This window comes from Methylobacterium sp. Leaf113 (genome assembly GCF_001423325.1).
Classification (GTDB): Bacteria; Pseudomonadota; Alphaproteobacteria; order Rhizobiales; family Beijerinckiaceae; genus Methylobacterium.
Genome location: NZ_LMNJ01000008.1, coordinates 61,591 through 77,139 on the forward strand (window position 1 = coordinate 61,591; position 15,549 = coordinate 77,139).

The window sequence follows — 15,549 nt, forward strand, 5'->3', positions numbered from 1 at the left end:
CGGATCCGGAGAGGTCGCCCCCTCTCCCCGTCGCTCCGCGACCACCCTCCCTCGCATTGGGGGGAGGGCCCCGCCCACGCCTCGAAGGGGACGGTCAGGCGCTCTCGCGCGCCATGGCGAGATAGAGTTCGCGCAGGCGCCGGGTGTGCGGGCCGGGGCGGCCCGCGCCGACCGCATGGCCGTCGATCGAGACCACCGGCATCACGAAGGCCGAGGCGCTGGTATAGAAGGCTTCGGCCGCCGACAGGGCCTCGGAGACGCTGAACAGGCGTTCTTCCAGGGCGAGGCCGGCCTCCTCGGCGAGCCGCAGCACCGCCTTGCGGGTGATGCCGGGCAGGAGTGCGGTGGAAAGCGGGCGGGTGACCAGGGCGCCGCCCTTGGTGACGATGAAGGCCGTCGAGGACGAGCCCTCGGTGACGGCGTCGTCCTCGACCATCCAGGCCTCGGAGACCCCGGCGGCGGCGGCCTGCTGCTTGGCCAGCACCTGGGCCAGCAGGGCCACCGACTTGATGTCGCGGCGCTTCCAGCGCAGGTCCGGCACCGTGATGATCTTGGCGCCGGTCTCGGCCAGGGGGTTGGCCGCTACGGTCTTGGCCTGCGTGAACATCATCACGGTGGGCGCGGTGCCGGCCGGCGGATAGGCGAAGTCGCGCTCGTACACGCCGCGCGTCACCTGCATGTAGACCAGCCCCTCGGCGAGGCCGTTGCGGGCGACGAGATCGGTCTGCAGGCCGATCCATTCGGCCATCGTGTGCGGGTTGGCGATGTCGATCTCACCCAACGAGCGGTCGAGGCGGGCCAGATGCGCCTCGTTGTCGACGAGGCGCCCGTCGAGCACCGCCGAGACCTCGTAGATTCCATCGGCGAAGAGGAAGCCCCGGTCCATGATCGGCACGCGCGCCTCGGCGAAGGGCAGGAAGGCGCCGTTGAGGTAGACGATGCGGGCTTGGGACATGGGCTGACCTCTTCTGACCGGGACTACGGGTCTTCGTTGGGACGCACGAACCGTGCGCGGGCGGGGATCAGGCGGCCCCGAACACCCGCGAAAAGATCGTGTCCACGTGCTTGAAGTGATAGCCGAGATCGAAGCATTCCTCGATCTGCTGCGAAGTCAGCGCCGCGGTGACGTCGGCATCGGCCTTGAGGAGCGTGAGAAAGTCGCCCTCGCCGCGCCAGACCGGCATCGCGTTGCGCTGCACCAGGCGGTAGGCATCCTCGCGCGAGACCCCGGCCTGGGTCAGGGCCAGCAGCACCCGCTGCGAGTGGACGAGGCCGCCGAGCTTGTCGAGGTTGCGCTGCATCGTCTCGGGGTAGATCAGCAGCTTGTCGATGACGCCGGTGAGGCGCGCCAGCGCGAAATCGAGGGTCACGGTGGCGTCCGGGCCGATCATGCGCTCCACCGAGGAGTGCGAGATGTCGCGCTCGTGCCAGAGGGCGACGTTCTCCATGGCGGGCAGGGCGTAGCTGCGCACCATGCGGGCCAGACCCGTGAGGTTTTCGGTGAGCACCGGGTTGCGCTTGTGCGGCATCGCCGAGGAGCCCTTCTGCCCCTCCGAGAAGAACTCCTCCGCTTCCAGAACCTCGGTGCGCTGGAGATGGCGGACCTCGATCGACAGACGCTCCACCGAGGAGGCGACGACGCCCAGGATGGCGAAGAACATGGCGTGGCGGTCGCGCGGAATGACCTGGGTCGAGACCGGCTCCGGCGTCAGGCCCATGGCCTTGGCGACGTATTCCTCCACGCGCGGGTCGATGTTGGCGAAGGTGCCGACGGCGCCCGAGATGGCGCAGGTGGCGATTTCCTCCCGCGCGGCGACGAGGCGGGCGCGGTTGCGCTCGAACTCGGCGTAGGCCTGGGCCAGCTTGAGACCGAAGGTGACCGGCTCGGCGTGGATACCGTGCGAGCGGCCGATGGTCGGTGTCATCCGGTGCTCGAAAGCCCGGCGCTTCAGGGCGGCGAGCAGGGCATCGACGTCCTTGATCAGCAGGTCGGCAGCGCGCACGAGCTGCACGTTGAGGCAGGTGTCGAGCACGTCCGACGAGGTCATGCCCTGGTGGACAAAGCGCGCCTCGGGTCCGACGATCTCGGCCAGATGCGTCAGGAACGCGATGACGTCGTGCTTGGTCACCGCCTCGATGGCGTCGATGCGGGCCACGTCGAAGACCGCGTCGCGGCCCTTCTCCCAGATGGTGTCGGCGGCCTCCTTCGGAACCACGCCGAGTTCGGCCAGCGCCGTGGTGGCGTGGGCCTCGATCTCGAACCAGATCCGGAAACGCGATTCGGGCGACCAGATCGCGGTCATCTCGGGGCGGCTGTAGCGGGGGATCATGCGGGCGCCTCGGTCAACGCGTCGGAACCGGCCGTGTGACGGGCCGTAGGGAAGGGCAACGGGATCAGGCGCGCCTAGCATGGGCGGCGACCGCGCTCAACGCACGCCCCCGGCCGGCGCCGACGCCGTCCCGCACGAAGCGCGGCGCCTGCGACCTACCGCAGTGCAGCATTTTGGCATCAGGCGGCGGCTTTCGGGACGGAGCTGGACTCACTTCAGGAACCTGATCCTAGAGGTATTTGTCTTTTGTTGCACGCGCTTACGCGGAAGATCCCGACACCACTCTGGACCAACTCCAGACTATACCAGTCTCAGACGACTGGTGAGCGTCGGTTCATTGCAATACCGAATCGTACAGATCCAATACAAGCCCGTCCCGCGGCGGACGTTGCTTGTCTTGATTCGTATCGCTCCTGCACCGACGAGACCGCCCATGCCGCGCACATCCGATGGCTTCCGCCGCATCGCCGTCTGGCGCGCGGTGCTTCTCGGCGCCGTGGCCTTGGACAACACCGCCCTCGGCACGGCGGCGCTGGCACAGGAACACGCCGTCGCTCTCGACCAGATCCACGTCGAGGGGAGCCCCGGCACCACCGTCAGTTACCTGACCACCCGGATGCGGACCGCGACGAAGACCGACACGCCCCTGCTCGATACCCCGCAATCGGTCACGGTCGTCACCCAGCAGCAGATCCGCGACCAGGGCATCCAGAGCATCGCGGATGCGATCCGCTACGTCCCGGGGGTGGTGGCGCACCAGGGCGAGGGCAACCGCGACGACGTGGTGATCCGGGGGCAACGCTCGAATGCCGATTTCTTCGTCAACGGCATCCGCGACGACGCCCAGTATTTCCGCGATCTCTACAACGTTCAGCGCATCGAGGTGCTGAAGGGTCCCAACGCCATGATCTTCGGGCGCGGCGGCGGCGGCGGCGTGATCAACCGGGTGCTCAAGGAGGCGGACGGGGTGCCGCTCCGCGAGGTCGTGGCCCTGGGGGGCGCCTACGGCACCAAGCGGGTCGCCGTCGATCTGGGCGACCGCGTCGGCGAGAGCGACAGCGTGTTCTTCCGCCTCAACGCGATGTTCGAGGACAGCGGCACCTATCGCGACTTCGTCGACCTGCGCCGCTATGGCATCAACCCGACCCTGACCGTCCTGCTCGGTCCGGCCACGACCCTGAAGCTGTCCTACGAGTACTTCCACGACGACCGGACGGCGGATCGGGGCATCCCCTCCCAGTTCGGCCGGCCCTATCGCTACCGCCAGAACATCGCGACGTTCTTCGGCAATCCCGACCTCAGCTATGCCCGGGTCGATGCCCACATCGCCACCGCGACCCTCGATCACGCCTTCGAGTCCGGCGTCACGATGCAGAGCAAGCTGCGCTTCGCCGATTATGCGAAGTTCTATCAGAACGTCTATCCGAACATCGGCCGTGCCGGCGCCGTCAATGCCGCCGGTACGGCCCTGACCCTGGCAGCCTACAACACCGACTCACCCCGGACGAACTCTTTCAGCCAGACCGACTTCACCTACCGCTTCGAGACCGGGCTCCTGAAGCACACGCTGCTCGGGGGTTTCGAACTCGGCTACCAGGAGGGACTGACCTTCCGCCAGGACGGCTTCTTCGCCACCACCGGCACCCAGGCCCTCGTGGTGAATCCGCTCTCGCCGGTGAGCCGCGTACCCGTCACATTCCGCAACATCGCGAGCGGGGCCGACACCCGCTACGACCTCGGCCTCGCGGCAATCTATGCCCAGGACCAGATCGAGATCGGGCCGCACCTGCAGCTCATCGGCGGGCTGCGCTACGATCATTTCGACTTCGCAGCCACGGACCGGCGCTCCACCGTCACCAATGCCCGCGTCGACGACCTGCTGTCGCCCCGGCTCGGGCTCGTCCTGAAGCCCGTCGATACGCTCGCCTTCTATGCCAGCTACAGCATCTCCTACCTGCCGTCCTCGGGCGACCAGTTCAACGCCCTGACTCCCGGTCTGGCGATCGCCAAGCCGGAGCGCTTCGAGAACACCGAGGTGGGCGTGAAGGTCGACGTCGCGCCGACGCTCCAGCTCACCGGCGCGCTCTACAATCTCGATCGCATCAACCAGCGCCTCGCCGACCCGAACAATGCCGGCTTCTTCATCACCAGCGGCCAGACCAGCACGCAGGGGGCGGAGATCGGCGCCAACGGCTTCGTCACCGAGTGGTGGCAGATCGCCGGCGGCTACGCCTTCACCGATGCCCGCATCGTCAAGGGCTTCAACATCGGCGGGACCTCCGTCAGGGCCGGCAACCAAGTGGGCCTGGTTCCCTTCAACGCCTTCACCCTGTGGAACAAGTTCGACGTGACGCGGGACTTCGGCATCGGCATCGGCTTCGTCCACCAGACGCACAGCTTCGCAGCCTCCGACGACACCGTGCGCCTGCCGGGCTACACCCGATTCGACCTCGGGCTGTTCTACCAGGTCACCGACGGCGTGCGGGCGCAGCTCAACATCGAGAACCTGTTCGATCGCGGCTACATCGCCACCGCCGACGGCAACAACAACATCAGCCCGGGCGCGCCGCGCCTGATCCGCGCGCAGGTCGTGGCCCGCTTCTGAAACGGCCGACCAGCGCAGCGTTGCATTCATGCAACAAGTCTTGCCAGATCGTCCCACTCTGGAATATTTCCAGGACTAAAATCCGAAGGAACTTTGCCAAATGTTGCAAAGGCCTTGGCAGACTGTTTCGAGTGCTTCTTAGAAGCTCTGTAAAACAAAGACCCGGAAAGGCCACCGGGCTCGCTTGATCCTGTCTTAGACCCCCTTCAAAGGGTGCGCCGCGCCCATCGACTGATTTCGGGGGCGCAAAATCAACAAGACACGGTCTCTCGAGCGGGCAGTACGATCATGAACATTGGAGCAGCATCGCGGTTCCTCGCAACCTTCCTGTGCGGGACGGCGCTGGCGACGGTGGCCCGGGCGCAGCCGGCGCTCCTGCCCGAGGGCACGGCCGTGACCCTGGACCAGCTCAGCATCGAGGGCGTGCGCGGCAACACCGTCGGCTACGTCACCCGTGCCACCCGGAGTGCGACGAAGACCGACACACCGCTCCTCGACACGCCGCAATCGATCACCGTCGTGAGCCGCCAGCAGATCCGGGACCAGAACGTCCAGAACCTCACCGAGCAGCTGCGCTACGTGCCGGGCGTGATCCCGGCCCAGGGCGAGAACAACCGCGACGAGGTGATCATCCGCGGACAGAAGACCAACGCGGACTTCTTCGTCAACGGCGTGCGCGACGACGTCCAGTACTTCCGCGATCTCTACAACATCGAGCGCATCGAGGTGCTGAAAGGACCGGATTCGCTGATCTTCGGGCGCGGCGGCGGCGGCGGGGTGATCAACCGCGTCCTGAAGGAGGCCGATGGCCTGCGGGTGCGCGAGATCGTGGCCGGCGGCGGCCAGTTCAACCAGAAGCGGGTGGCGCTCGATGTCGGCGACCGCATCAGCGACAGCGTCTTCTTCCGCCTCAACGGCATGTTCGAGGATAGCCAGACCTACCGGCAGTTCGGCGACCTGCAGCGCTACGGCATCAATCCGACGATGACCTTCCTGCTCGGCCCGGCCACCACCCTGAAGCTCTCGTACGAGTTCTTCCACGACGACCGCTTCCCGGATCGCGGCATCCCCTCGCAGAACGGCCGGCCGTACAATTACCGGAACAACACCCGCACGTTCTTCGGCAACCCGACCGTGAACCGGACCGGGGTCGATGCCAACATCGCGACGGCGACCCTCGACCACACCTTCGAGTCCGGCGTGCAGATGCACAACCAGCTGCGCTTCGCCGATTACGACCGCTTCTACGCGAATTCCCTGCCGGCCGCCCCGGTCAACGCCGCCGGCACGCAGGTGCCGATCTCGATCTATCGCAGCCAGACCAACCGGACCAACTTCTTCAGTCAGAACGACTTCACCTACAAGTTCCTCACCGGCGACGTGAAGCATACGCTGCTGGCCGGCTTCGAACTCGGCTACCAGGAAGGTCTCATGTTCCGCGAGACCGGCTTCTCCCGGGTGGGCAACAGCCTCGTCACCAGCGTGGTGGTGAACCCGATGGCGCCGATCTCCCGGGCACCGGTGACGTTCCGCAACAACGGCACCACGGACGCCAACGTCCGCTACGATCTCGGTCTGGCCGCGGCCTATGCCCAGGACCAGATCGACCTCAACGAGTACGTCCAGATCGTCGGCGGCCTGCGCTACGACTACTTCGATTTCTCCTCGCAGGGCCGCGCCACCGGCCTGACCAACGAGCGGGTCGACAACCTCGTCTCGCCGCGCGCCGGCCTGGTGATCAAGCCGCTGGCGAACCTCGCCTTCTACGGCAGCTACAGCGTGTCCTACCTGCCGTCCTCGGGCGACCAGATCGGCGCGTTCACGCCGGGTCTCGTCATCGCCAGGCCGGAGGGCTTCCAGAACCTCGAGGTGGGCGTGAAATATGACGTCACCCCGACCTTCCAAGTCACCGGCGCGCTCTACAACCTCGACCGCACCAACCAGCGCCTCAACGACCCGAACAACGCGGGCTTCTTCATCCTCTCGGGCAGGACCAACACCCAGGGAGCCGAGATCGGCGCCAACGGCTACGTCACCGACTGGTGGCAGATCGCCGGCGGCTATGCCTTCACCGATGCCCGCATCGACAGCAACGTCTCGACGACCATCGTGAAGGGCAACACCGTCGGGCTGGTGCCGTTCAACAGCATCTCGCTGTGGAACAAGTTCGACATCACCCGCGAACTCGGCATCGGCATCGGGGTGATCCACCAGACCCACACCTTCGCCACCTCCGACGATTCCGTGCGGCTGCCGAGCTACACCCGCTTCGATCTCGGACTGTTCTACAACATCACCGAATCGGTCCGCGCGCAGGTGAACATCGAGAACCTGTTCGACCGGCGCTACATCTACACGGCCGACAACAACCAGAACCTCACGCCGGGCGCGCCGCGCACCATCCGGGCGCAGATCGTCGCGCGGTTCTGACGGTCACGCGGCGGGTGGACTACTCCACCCGCTGCCAGCCCGGCCCCATCAGCCGCTCCTGCGGGGTGAAGCGGGCCTTGTAATCCATCTTGCGGGAGCCCTCGACCCAGTAGCCGAGGTAGAGATAGGGCAGGCCGAGATCGGCCGCGCGGCGGATGTGATCGAGGATCATGTAGGTGCCGAGCGAGCGGTTCGCCTCGGCCGGATCGTAGAACGAGTAGACCATCGACAGGCCGTCGGCGAGAACGTCGGTCAGGCACAGGGCCACGGTCGGGCCGGTACCGCGCCCGTTGATCGCGGTGTCGGGTCCGCGCCGGCGATACGTCACCAGATGGGTGTCGACGTGGCTGTCCTCGATCATCATGGCGTAGTCGAGCACGGTCATGTCGACCATGCCGCCGTCGCCGTGGCGGGCATCGAGATAGCGCCGGAACAGCGCGTACTGCTCGGAGGCCGGCCGATTGGGCTCCGGCGTGCCGACGAGGTCGGCGTTGCGCTGGAGGATGCGGCGCTGGCTGCCCGAGGGCTGGAAATCGGCCACCACCACCCGCACCGAGATGCACGCGCGACAGGATTCGCAGGCCGGCCGGTAGGCGATGGTCTGCGAGCGGCGGAAGCCCCCCTGCGTCAGGATCTCGTTGAGGTCCCGGGCCCGGCGGCCGACGAGATGGGTGAAGACCTTGCGCTCCTCCTGACCCGGCAGGTACGGGCACGGCGAGGGCGCCGTCAGGTAGAATTGCGGGGTGTCCCGGGAATGGCTCGTCACGCTTGTCTGTCGCTCGCCGCGCGAGGGGGCGCCGCGGCCCCCAAGACTTGAGTGTATCCGCAACGCGGGCGGGCTCAACACCCCCCTGAGGCGTCCGCGACGATTTCGTATGAAACCCGTCGGATCTCGCGATCCGACGCTGTCCCGGAGGGGCTCAGCCGGCCCGCACCACGGCGAGCCCGAGAAGCAGGTCGTGCCCGAGGCGCCGGTCGGCCCGCACGAGGCCGATACCAACATCCAGCATCCACAGCAGGAAGGCCGAGGCCACCGCCACGTAGAACAGCAGGGCGTGGATCGCCGCCGTGAGGTAGTCCACCCGGGTGCCGCTCTCGGGAGCCACGACGCGCAGTCCCATCATGCGCATGCCCCAGGTGCTCTGGGCCGCGCCCCCCACCGTGATCGCGCTGTAGAGGATGCCGCTCGCCGGCAGGACGGCGAACAGGGTCCAGCCGAGGCCGAAGGTGAGCACGCCGATCACCGTGATCGCCAGGGTCAGGAGGGCGGTGAAGCCGAAGATGAACAGGATGTCGAGGAGGTAGGCGACGAAGCGCGCGCCGAGGCTGCCCCGGACATAGGGGATCGGGAATTGGGGGGCGTAGCCGGTCTGAACGCGATCGGCGTAGGGGCTTTGCGTCTCGCGCATGGGGCGCTCCTGGGTGTCGCCCCCGAGCGGAGGCGGCGGACATCTCAGGCGAGAGATGGGCGTGGCCTGCGCAACTCTCAAGATCGGCGTTTTCAGGGCGCCGCGCGGCCGGCCGGCGAGGTCCACACCCCCGGATCGGCGACGGCCGCCTCCGGGGTGTCGAGGTAGTAGTGGCGCAGGAGAAAGAGGCGGGCACCGTTGACCGGGCCGGTCTCCGTGGCGAGGCCGAGCAGTTCGGCTCCGGACCCGAAGCTGCAGGTGACCCAGCGCTGGCGCGCCGCCTGACCGGGCCGGCCCGCCACCGCGTAGTCGACCCGCACGTCGTCCAGAGTCGCGCCCGTGCCGATGCGGAGCAGTTTCACCTCGGTCTCGGGGGGCGCCAAAGCGGGCACGACGCGCCGGCAGATCTGAGCGCGCTGGCGATCGACCGAACTCTCGCAGGCACCGAGGCTCACGAGCAGCGCAAGCCCCAGCGCGAGAACGCATGGCCTCACGTGCATGTCCTCACGTGCATGTCCTCACGTGCATGTCCTCACGCGCCCGGCCTCACGCGCCGGCGCGCAGCCGCTCGGCGACCCGCAGCGCGTAGTAGGTGAGGACGCCGTCGGCGCCGGCACGCTTGAAGGCCAGCAGGCTCTCGACCATGGCGCGGTCGCCGTCGAGCCAGCCGTTGCGGGCGGCGGCCTCGATCATCGCGTACTCACCCGACACCTGGTAGGCGAAGGTCGGCACGGCGAATTCGTCCTTCACCCGACGGATGATATCGAGATAGGGCAGGCCGGGCTTCACCATCACCGAATCGGCGCCTTCGGCGAGGTCGAGGGCGACCTCCCGGATGGCCTCGTCGGAATTGCCCGGGTCCATCTGATAGGTGCGCTTGTCGCCGACCAGCGCCGCCTGGGTGCCGATCGCATCCCGGAACGGACCGTAGAAGGCGCTGGCGTACTTGGCCGCGTAGGCCATGATCTGGACATCGCGAAATCCGGCCCGGTCGAGCCCGGCCCGGATGGCGCCGACGCGCCCATCCATCATGTCGGAGGGCGCGATGATGTCGGTGCCGGCCTCCGCCTGGATCAGGCTCTGCTCCACCAGCAGGGCGACGGTCTCGTCGTTGAGGATGGCGCCATCCTCGAGGAGGCCGTCATGGCCGTGGCTGGTATAGGGATCGAGGGCGACGTCGGTCATCAGGCCGAGTTCCGGCACCGCCGCCTTCACCGCCCGCACCGCCCGGCAGACGAGGTTGTCGCGATTGAGCGATTCCGAGCCGGTGGGATCGCGCAGGCCAGGCTCGGTGTAGGGAAAGAACGAGATCGCGGGAATGCCGAGGCGGGCCGCCCGCTCGGCGTCGCGCACCACCTCGTCGACGCTGAGGCGCTCGACCCCCGGCATCGAGGCGATGGGCTCGCGCCGGCCGGTCCCCTCGATGACGAAGAGCGGCCAGATCAGATCGTCCACCGTCAGCGTATGCTCGCGCACGAGGCGGCGCGACCACTCGGCCTTGCGGTTGCGGCGCGGGCGCTGGGTGATGCCGAGGCCCGGCGCGCGGGCGGATTCCTGTGCCGTCTCGACCGCCAGGGGACGCGGGGTCGCTGGTGCGTGGGTCATCGTGCTCGAACTCGATGGGGCCGGGCCACGGCCCGGGCGGAGGGCCACGGGCCTATCACATCCCCAAAAGCCTTCGAAACCCGCATTGCCGACGCAGGGATGCGGGGGCAAGCCCATGGAGGACCGCATCGTGCACAAGCGTGGCCCGAACCCCGCCGAGCCTGCCAAAGGGGCGCAGCGCCCGGCCCTAATCCTGCAGGTCCAGCTTGCGGCTCCAGTCGCGATATTGCTTGCGCCAGGTTTCGGGGGGAGTCTCGGCCATTCGCTGCAACAACGCGACGCGGGATCGGGACCACTGCCGAACCCGAAAAATCCCGCGAACCCGAAAAATCCCGAGCACGAAGGACGCAAGCATCCCGCCGATCCCCCCCGCGACGAATTTCGCGACATCCCAGCGCAAAACAAACTCGTTCGCCTCGGGACCATGGGTCACCATCATCCCGCAAGCGACGACGAGGCAGAAGACCAGGAGACGGATGGAATCGTTTGCGATCAGGGTGCAGAGCGTGAGCGAACTGTATTTCATCGCAAGACTCGCGCGAGAGGACCGGCAACGTCAGGCGTCAGCATATCGCTCATGGGTGAGAGATTTCCGACCGGAACCGGTCCCATCCACCGTCCCGCCGCAGGGGTCGGCGGTTCGCATGTCCTGCCGCCTTCGTCACGTCGCCCGCGCCCAGGAGCAGCAATTGACGTCGCGCGCCAAAACCTCGTCTAAACAGGCCCTCCCGTGAGGGGGACGATGGCGGCCGAGGCACCGGACAGTCCGGGGCAGGCGGCCCGGCCCGGACCGACCCGGGCGAGGCGAAACGGCCCTGAGCCAACCCGCAACGGAGCGTTCGAGCGATGAGACGACCGATGAGACGAGGCTTCGCGTGCGCGGCTTGACCAAGATTCCCGGCCCCCGCGAAATCCGCGGCCGCAACGTCGAGGGCGGCGGCGACCGGATCGAGCGGTCCTCGCAATTTCCCCGCACCGGCTGGGACGTGGTGCTGATCTGGTTCATGCGCGCCGTCGCCCTGTGCTGGCTGACGAAGGCCGTGGTCACCTGGGCCAGCATCCTCGACGTCATTCCGGGTTTCAGGCCCTTCGAATCGGAGTCGATCGGGCGCCAGAGCGTGATCGTCTATTTCGCGGTGCTCGACCCGATGGCGGCGGTCGGCCTCTGGCTCACCAGCGCCTGGGGCGGCGTGGTCTGGCTGCTGGCCGCCACCAGTGGGTTGACGCTCGCAGTCCTGACACCGCAACTGCTGCCGGTCGCGACACCATACTTGGCAATACAAGCGGGAATTATTGCGGTGTATTTTATCTTTTCCTTCCTGGCGGCGCGAGAAATCCGGTAAACGACCGGTTACGGGATTGGTTTCATCTTGTATTTACCCAGAGAGGTAAATCGCAAATTCATCCTATCGCTTAAACCGTCTTTCACCTGCGGCGCTCTAGGTTGGCTTCATGAGCGGTGGCAAAGAACACCGGCCCTGAAGCATCGATACCTGATGAGGCCCATGATGAAGTCCCAGGCTGCGAAGGTTAGCAAGACCAACACCGCTCCCGAGACCGCCCCGGCACACGGCTCGTATCTGGAGGCCCTGCACCTCGTGGAGCGCCTGCATCGCCGCCTCCTCGACGTGATCAAGGACGAGTTCGAGCGCCGCGAGCGCGAGGACGTCAACAGCGTCCAGGCCCTGCTCCTCTACAACATCGGCGACAAGGAGCTGACCGCGAGCGAGTTGCGCACCAAGGGCTACTATCTCGGCTCGAACGTCTCCTACAACGTCAAGAAGCTCGTCGAGGCCGGCTACCTGCACCATGCCCGCTCGAAGACCGACCGCCGCTCGGTCCGCATCAGCCTCACCGACAAGGGCCGCCAGGTCCACGACATCATCCAGACCCTGTACGACAAGCACGCCCGCACCATCCAGCCGATCGGCGGCATCTCGGACGACGATTTCGGCCGCCTCAACACCGCGCTCACCCGCCTGGAGCGCTTCTGGACCGACCAGATCCGCTACCGCCTCTAGGCGCCGGCCTGTTCGTGGGTCTCCTCGCCGGCGGGCTTGCCGTCGTCGCGGGCGCGGTGGAGCATGAAGATCGCCAGCACCATGGTGAGGATCAGTCCGGCGAGGACGCCGAGCTCGATCATCGAGGCCTGGAACAAGGCCTGCTTCTCGGGCGACCAGTCCTTGGCGTGGGTGATCTCCGACGATTGCAGGGTGATCACCAGCACCCGCCGGATCGACGCGATCAGCCCGACGATCAGGAACGGCTCGCAGGTCAGCTTGCCCGAGCGCATCGACACCCGCACCGTGTGCAGGATCTCGATCAGCATCAGCAGGAACAGCAGACGGTCCACCACCTCCAGGATCTGGTCGGCACCGCCGAGGCTGCGCAGCGCGCTCCAGGTCAGCTGGGCGGCATCGATCAGGGCGACGAGGGCGGTGAGGGCGAGGAGGGCGCCGAGCGCCGCGTAGATCGCGTGCTCGGTGTGGAGGAAGATGAAGCTCGCCGCGCGCGTCAGCCGGCCCTGATCGTCCCGCTCGTCGGACATGGCGCGCTCTCCCCCGCATGATTGTACCGATCAGACAGGATCGGCGTCCGGGCGTCCAGGGTGCTCCCCGGTGAGAATCGGCCCGCCACGGGCCATGAATCCGGTCGCTCCGGTCACGAAGGCGTGGGGCAGGCCGGGGGCCGGCCGGCGCCCACGTCGCGCGTCCCGGTCACAGCATGTCCTCCACCCGGATCGGCAGGGCGCGGATGCGCCGGCCGGTGGCATGGAACACCGCGTTGGCGATGGCCGCGTTGACGCCGATGATGCCGAGTTCGCCGAGCCCCTTGAGTCCGAGGGGGTTCACGGTGTCGTCGGGGTCGGGCACGAACAGCGCCTCGATCTCGGGCGCATCGGCGGCGGTGGCGATGAGGTACTCGGCGAGGTCGGCGTTGCGGTAATGGCCCCGGTCGAGGATGGTCTCCTCCAGCAGCGCCGAGCCGAGCCCCCAGATCATGCCGCCGGTGAGCTGGCTCCGGGCGGTGAGGGGGTTGAGCACGCGCCCGGCCGCGAAGGCGCCGAGGAGGCGCGCCACCCGGATCTCGCCCGTCTCGGCATGAACCTGCACCCGCGCGAATTGTGCCCCGAAGGCCCAGGATACGGCTTGGCTGCCCGCACCGGTGCCCAGCGCCATCCGGCCCGATTCGATCGCCTCCAGGGCTTCGGGACCGGAGCCCTCGGGGGTGAAGGCCGCAACGGTCTCGATCCCGCCCGGGTCGAGGCCGGCGACGAGCATATCCAGCGGGCAGGCGCGCCCGTCCGGCGCCGCGAGGCGGCCGGACTCGAGGCGAAGGCTGGCGGGATCGGCTCCGGCCAGCGGCCCGGCCACGGCGGCTTCGGCGAGGCGGACCCGCAGCGATTCGCAGCCCTGCGCCAGGGTGTGGAGCAGGCTCGTGGTGGTGGACGAGCCGCCCGACAGGCCGGCGGCCGGCAGGTCGGTGTCGCCGAGGCGGACCGTCACGGCCTCGGGCAGGAGGCCGAGCCATTCGGCGGCGCCGAGCGCCAGGAGAGTGGTGATGCCATTGCCGATCTCATGGTGGGCGCTGGCCACGGTGGCGCGTCCGTCGGGTCCGAGGCCGATCCGCATCGTCGCGGGGGCGATCTTCACCGGGCGCACCGAGGCGGCGCAGCCGAGGCCGATGCGCCAGGGGCCGTCCCGCATCCGTCCGGGTTCCGGGTCGCGCTCGGCCCAGCCGAAGGCTTCGGCGCCGGCTTCGAAGCAGGCCATCAGGGGGCGTGAGGAGAACGGCTTGCCGGAGATCGGATCGGTCAGCGTGTCGTTGCGCCGGCGCAGCGCGATGGGATCGAGCTTGAGCGCATGCGCCATCTCGTCGACGGCGCTCTCCAGGGCGAACAGGTAGGGCACCTCCGGGGGCGCCCGCATCGGCCCCGGCGTGTTGCGGTCGACCCGGGCGGCGCGCTCGTCGGTGCGGACATTGGGGCAGGCATAGAGGCTCGCGGTGACGTCGGTGCCCTCCATGGCGAAGGGGTCGAAGCGCGAGGCGATCACCTCGGCCTCGTGCACCAGGGCGGTGAAGCGCCCGTCACGGGTGGCGCCGAGGCGGATGTCGTGCCGGGTCTCGGGCCGGTAATTGGCGATGGTGAAGCAATCGCGCCGGCTGGGCACCAGGGAGACCGGCCGGCCCAGGGCGCGGGCCGCGAGAGCGACCGGCGCGGTGTATTGGGCCAGGGCGAACTTCGCGCCGAAATGCCCGCCGATCAGTCCCGCCACCACGCGGATGTCGGCGGGGTCGAGGCCGAGCTGGGCGGCGAGCCCGTGCCGGACCGCGCCGATGTAGCGCGAGGGTTCGTAGACGGTGAGGCGCGGGCCGTCCCAGGCGCAGGTGGTGGTGAACAGCTCGATCGGGTTGTGGTGCTGGATCGGCGTCTCGTAGCGCGCGGCGACCGTGACCTCGGCTGCCGCCAGGGCCGCGTCGGCGTCGCCGCAGCGCGGGTCGTGGTGCTTGGGCTTGAGATCCGCGAGCCGCACCGTCTCGGAGCCCGGTGCATCGAACCCGTCGGCGAAATCGTCGCGTCGATAATGCACGAGCGCGCGGGCGGCCGCCTCGCGGGCGGCCTCGACGGTGTCCGCCACCACCAGGGCGACGATCTGGCCCGCATACGCGACCGCATCCGAGTCCAGCGGCCGATGCCCGCTATTGGCATGGCCGCCCGCCATCAGGTGCTTCACCGGGCGGATCGCGCCGGCGAAATCCCGATGGGTGAAGATGCGCAGGCAGCCCGGGACCGCCTCGGCGGCGGCCAGATCGAAGCCGGTGATCCGCCCGCGCGGGATGGTGCTGGTGACCAGGGCCGCGTGGGCGAGGCGCGGCAGCCGTGTGTCGGAGGCGTAGAGCGCGACCCCGGTGACCTTGGCGGCGCCCTCGACGCGCGGATGGGGCCGGCCGAGCAAGGAGGGACGGTCGCGCGCGTCGGTCGGCCTCCCCATCGGGTTCTCGCTTCCCATCGGGTTCTCGCTTCCCATCGGGCTCTCGCTTCCCATCGGGTTTTCCTCGCCTGCCGCGAGGAGAACCGGCGGGGGCACCGCCGCGGTCCAGGGCGCGACCCCGAGTCGCTCAGACATCGATCGCTCGGACCGATGTCGCCCGGACAGAAATCGCCCGA

13 protein-coding genes are annotated in these 15,549 nt (G+C 68.1%); 4 read left to right on the top strand and 9 right to left on the bottom strand.

From position 1 onward, the window contains the following. Nucleotides 1-94: 94 nt before the first annotated feature. The gene (locus ASF60_RS07515) at nt 95-955 is read right to left on the bottom strand and encodes a D-amino-acid transaminase (RefSeq protein ID WP_056182832.1); all 861 of its coding nucleotides are present in this window, start codon (nt 953-955) and stop codon (nt 95-97) included. Nucleotides 956-1,022: 67 nt separating this feature from the next. Next, nucleotides 1,023-2,330, bottom strand: coding sequence for an adenylosuccinate lyase (gene purB / locus ASF60_RS07520; RefSeq protein ID WP_056182835.1), 1,308 nt, complete (start codon nt 2,328-2,330; stop codon nt 1,023-1,025). Nucleotides 2,331-2,763: 433 nt separating this feature from the next. Between purB and ASF60_RS07525 the strand changes: the two genes are divergently transcribed. Both ASF60_RS07525 and ASF60_RS07530 read left to right on the top strand, forming a co-directional pair. Then, on the top strand, nt 2,764-4,935 hold the full coding sequence (locus tag ASF60_RS07525; protein WP_056182839.1) for a TonB-dependent receptor: 2,172 nt from the start codon (nt 2,764-2,766) through the stop codon (nt 4,933-4,935). A 288-nt stretch (nt 4,936-5,223) separates the two neighbouring features. After that, nucleotides 5,224-7,365: a TonB-dependent receptor gene (locus ASF60_RS07530; RefSeq protein ID WP_056182842.1), complete on the top strand. Its 2,142-nt coding sequence runs from the start codon at nt 5,224-5,226 to the stop codon at nt 7,363-7,365. A 19-nt stretch (nt 7,366-7,384) separates the two neighbouring features. Here the strand turns inward: ASF60_RS07530 and ASF60_RS07535 are convergent, their stop codons facing one another. The 5 genes from ASF60_RS07535 to ASF60_RS07555 form a co-directional block, all read right to left on the bottom strand. Next, nucleotides 7,385-8,131 (bottom strand): arginyltransferase, encoded by a 747-nt coding sequence (locus tag ASF60_RS07535; RefSeq protein WP_056182845.1) that lies wholly within the window; start codon nt 8,129-8,131, stop codon nt 7,385-7,387. A gap of 154 nt (nt 8,132-8,285) precedes the next feature. Beyond that, the gene (locus ASF60_RS07540; RefSeq protein ID WP_056182987.1) at nt 8,286-8,774 is read right to left on the bottom strand and encodes an RDD family protein; all 489 of its coding nucleotides are present in this window, start codon (nt 8,772-8,774) and stop codon (nt 8,286-8,288) included. A gap of 92 nt (nt 8,775-8,866) precedes the next feature. Further along, on the bottom strand, nt 8,867-9,268 hold the full coding sequence (locus tag ASF60_RS07545; RefSeq protein WP_244478360.1) for a hypothetical protein: 402 nt from the start codon (nt 9,266-9,268) through the stop codon (nt 8,867-8,869). Nucleotides 9,269-9,320: 52 nt separating this feature from the next. After that, entirely contained in the window at nt 9,321-10,379 is a 1,059-nt protein-coding gene (hemB, locus tag ASF60_RS07550; protein ID WP_056182851.1) for a porphobilinogen synthase, read from the bottom strand. 187 nt (nt 10,380-10,566) lie between these two features. Continuing rightward, complete coding sequence (locus tag ASF60_RS07555) at nt 10,567-10,905, bottom strand: hypothetical protein (protein WP_056182853.1); 339 nt, start codon at nt 10,903-10,905, stop codon at nt 10,567-10,569. A 349-nt stretch (nt 10,906-11,254) separates the two neighbouring features. Between ASF60_RS07555 and ASF60_RS07560 the strand changes: the two genes are divergently transcribed. Continuing rightward, nucleotides 11,255-11,722 carry a DUF6163 family protein gene (locus ASF60_RS07560; RefSeq protein WP_056182856.1) on the top strand — a complete coding sequence of 156 codons (468 nt, stop codon included), beginning with the start codon at nt 11,255-11,257 and terminating at the stop codon, nt 11,720-11,722. Between the two features lie 165 nt (nt 11,723-11,887). After that, nucleotides 11,888-12,400 (top strand): transcriptional regulator LdtR, encoded by a 513-nt coding sequence (gene ldtR / locus ASF60_RS07565; RefSeq protein ID WP_056182990.1) that lies wholly within the window; start codon nt 11,888-11,890, stop codon nt 12,398-12,400. On the opposite strand, the gene ASF60_RS07570 is transcribed toward ldtR, so the two are convergent. After that, nucleotides 12,397-12,927, bottom strand: a complete 531-nt coding sequence (locus ASF60_RS07570; RefSeq protein WP_056182859.1) for a phosphate-starvation-inducible PsiE family protein — start codon at nt 12,925-12,927, stop codon at nt 12,397-12,399. The two genes, ldtR and ASF60_RS07570, sit on opposite strands and share 4 nt — an antisense overlap. Before the next feature lie 169 nt (nt 12,928-13,096). Continuing rightward, nucleotides 13,097-15,508: a xanthine dehydrogenase family protein molybdopterin-binding subunit gene (locus ASF60_RS07575; RefSeq protein WP_244478361.1), complete on the bottom strand. Its 2,412-nt coding sequence runs from the start codon at nt 15,506-15,508 to the stop codon at nt 13,097-13,099. Nucleotides 15,509-15,549: the final 41 nt, after the last annotated feature.

What these genes read in the sequence shown, in the direction of transcription:
- ASF60_RS07555 (WP_056182853.1), bottom strand. Translation starts at nt 10,905, where the DNA reads ATGAAATACAGTTCGCTCACGCTCTGCACCCTGATCGCAAACGATTCC.
- ASF60_RS07570 (WP_056182859.1), bottom strand. Translation starts at nt 12,927, where the DNA reads ATGTCCGACGAGCGGGACGATCAGGGCCGGCTGACGCGCGCGGCGAGC.
- ldtR (WP_056182990.1), top strand. Translation starts at nt 11,888, where the DNA reads ATGAAGTCCCAGGCTGCGAAGGTTAGCAAGACCAACACCGCTCCCGAG.
- ASF60_RS07575 (WP_244478361.1), bottom strand. Translation starts at nt 15,508, where the DNA reads ATGTCTGAGCGACTCGGGGTCGCGCCCTGGACCGCGGCGGTGCCCCCG.
- hemB (WP_056182851.1), bottom strand. Translation starts at nt 10,379, where the DNA reads ATGACCCACGCACCAGCGACCCCGCGTCCCCTGGCGGTCGAGACGGCA.
- ASF60_RS07525 (WP_056182839.1), top strand. Translation starts at nt 2,764, where the DNA reads ATGCCGCGCACATCCGATGGCTTCCGCCGCATCGCCGTCTGGCGCGCG.
- ASF60_RS07515 (WP_056182832.1), bottom strand. Translation starts at nt 955, where the DNA reads ATGTCCCAAGCCCGCATCGTCTACCTCAACGGCGCCTTCCTGCCCTTC.
- ASF60_RS07530 (WP_056182842.1), top strand. Translation starts at nt 5,224, where the DNA reads ATGAACATTGGAGCAGCATCGCGGTTCCTCGCAACCTTCCTGTGCGGG.
- purB (WP_056182835.1), bottom strand. Translation starts at nt 2,330, where the DNA reads ATGATCCCCCGCTACAGCCGCCCCGAGATGACCGCGATCTGGTCGCCC.
- ASF60_RS07540 (WP_056182987.1), bottom strand. Translation starts at nt 8,774, where the DNA reads ATGCGCGAGACGCAAAGCCCCTACGCCGATCGCGTTCAGACCGGCTAC.